At 57.4% G+C, this 1,829-nt stretch carries 2 protein-coding genes; both read left to right on the top strand.

Annotation, left to right across the window (positions count from 1 at the left end; genetic code table 11):
- Positions 1-194 precede the first annotated feature (194 nt).
- Positions 195-782, top strand: a complete 588-nt coding sequence (locus EET13_RS31175) for a hypothetical protein (RefSeq protein WP_244603764.1) — start codon at positions 195-197, stop codon at positions 780-782.
- 11 nt (positions 783-793) lie between these two features.
- Positions 794-1,357, top strand: coding sequence for a hypothetical protein (locus tag EET13_RS29820; protein ID WP_136623103.1), 564 nt, complete (start codon positions 794-796; stop codon positions 1,355-1,357).
- Positions 1,358-1,829 lie beyond the last annotated feature (472 nt).

Consider the following 1,829-nt stretch of genomic DNA (forward strand, 5'->3'; position numbering starts at 1 on the left):
CCCCCGCACCCGTCACACTCGACGATCCCGGTCCCGCCAGTACCGCGCCGTCTGCTACAACACCCGGAACTGGCAACGGCGGTGTCCAAATGCTGGGCTTCGGCCCGCCAGGGCTAGTACCGGCCCCGGCGGCACCATCTTTCCCCCTACCGCGTGACCCGACCCCGCCACCCATGCCGGTCGACCCTAAAGACATGAGCGCCGAGCAGGCGATCGCAGAATGGGCCGAAGTTAACGCTGAGATACGGGCGTGGAACGCCCGATGCGGCGTCGAAAACGTCGGGCCGCTGCCGCCGGCCCAATACAACGCCTGCATCGCCTCGCGCGGTCCTCTCCTTGAACGCCTAACCGCAATCCGGGCCCGCTTAAACGACTTAGGCATACCCATAGAAGGCGAACCCGCCCCAGGCCCCACGCAGCCGGGTACACCCGGTTCCGAGCCCCCGCCAAACCAACCGGGTGCGCCTTCAAGCCCGAGTATTACCGATCAGGCCACGCAAATCGGTAATGATGTCATGGAACACGTTCCTAAAGGCTCAAGACTGAATACTTTGGTCGACAGGATTAATCAATTGCACATCGGCGATCAGCAACAGGCCGCGGAGGCGGCCGAAGCCGCGGGGGAAGCGGCGTGGGGTCAAACTGGGGGTATTGTCAACGGGCCTAATGGAGCAAAGCTGGTGCTACCCGCTAACCCGAAGTTCGGGGAAGCTATCATGGTAGCCCCGGGCGGAACGCTTTCTGTATTTCGCGGCGACCTCTATCAGTTTTTGCCGAAGTAGTGGAGTAGGCGATGAATGTAACTTTGCATGCAGCAGTAGTCAACTTCGAGGTTTATCTCCTGATGACCATGAAGCCGCGACTGTCTTTAAAAGATACCCGGGGCCTATTAGATGCCAAGCTGGCCAAGGCAGGGCTATCTTTGGACGAGGCAGTACGTATTCACGATCGGGTAGCAGAAGCCCTCAGCGAAGCGACATCGCGATTTCGAGACATGAAGACACTGTTAGGAGTTCTTGACGAGGACGCCACATCACTGAAGTACAACAGCGTGTTGTGGCCCGGCTTCAAATTCAACGCCTACGCTGACGCTAACGGACTACTTGAGTCAGCGGGTTACACGCACACCGAGCACACATCGCTCGATGTCGAATCTCCGGCGCAGCTGGCAGCTTGGAGTTGCGACATTCCCGAATTTGATGAGTGTTTCGGTCCGGCGATTCGACGTACCAAAAGGCCGCTATTCGACGACATCCTTCCCGCGGAGGAAGCTTATGAGTTCTTGTGGAACGAAGACCGCTATGGGGCGGAATTCCTTTGGGGCCTATTCTTGCAAGCTTCGATGGTCTGGGAGTGAGCTTTCCAAGGTGCGAAATATTCGAAAGTTTCGCGAAGAATTGCGAGTCCTCACAGGAAACACCCCCATTCCCACCGGCAAACAGAATCAACGGAATCACCGATCATGGAGCAGGAAGGATCGCCGGACGCGACGGCGGTCATGGCGTCAGCCACAAGGCACGCAAGATGCTGTTGCGATCCTGTTGTGGCGCCCCAGTTTAAATTGGACGAGCTTGGTAGAGGCGCTTACGTGTACGTTGGGAAAGACGCAACAGTGGTCCTAAACCTCGATCCACGGATGGATTGGGTTCGTTTCGGGTGTCGAGATGAGGAAAGTGCCTTTTGACCTGGGATGATTGGAGTTTCCAGACAACAATCGTCCAGCTCAAGAAAGGCACTTTCGGTGAGAGTGTGTCACAGGTTCGCGCCCTCGTCGGCGGTGTTCGATGATGACAATCTCGTGTCGTGTGCTGGTTTGGTGCCGGTGATGA

Source organism: Mycobacterium attenuatum (assembly GCF_900566085.1).
Taxonomy (GTDB): Bacteria; Actinomycetota; Actinomycetes; order Mycobacteriales; family Mycobacteriaceae; genus Mycobacterium; species Mycobacterium attenuatum.

What these genes read in the sequence shown, in the direction of transcription:
- EET13_RS31175 (WP_244603764.1), top strand. Translation starts at nt 195, where the DNA reads ATGAGCGCCGAGCAGGCGATCGCAGAATGGGCCGAAGTTAACGCTGAG.
- EET13_RS29820 (WP_136623103.1), top strand. Translation starts at nt 794, where the DNA reads ATGAATGTAACTTTGCATGCAGCAGTAGTCAACTTCGAGGTTTATCTC.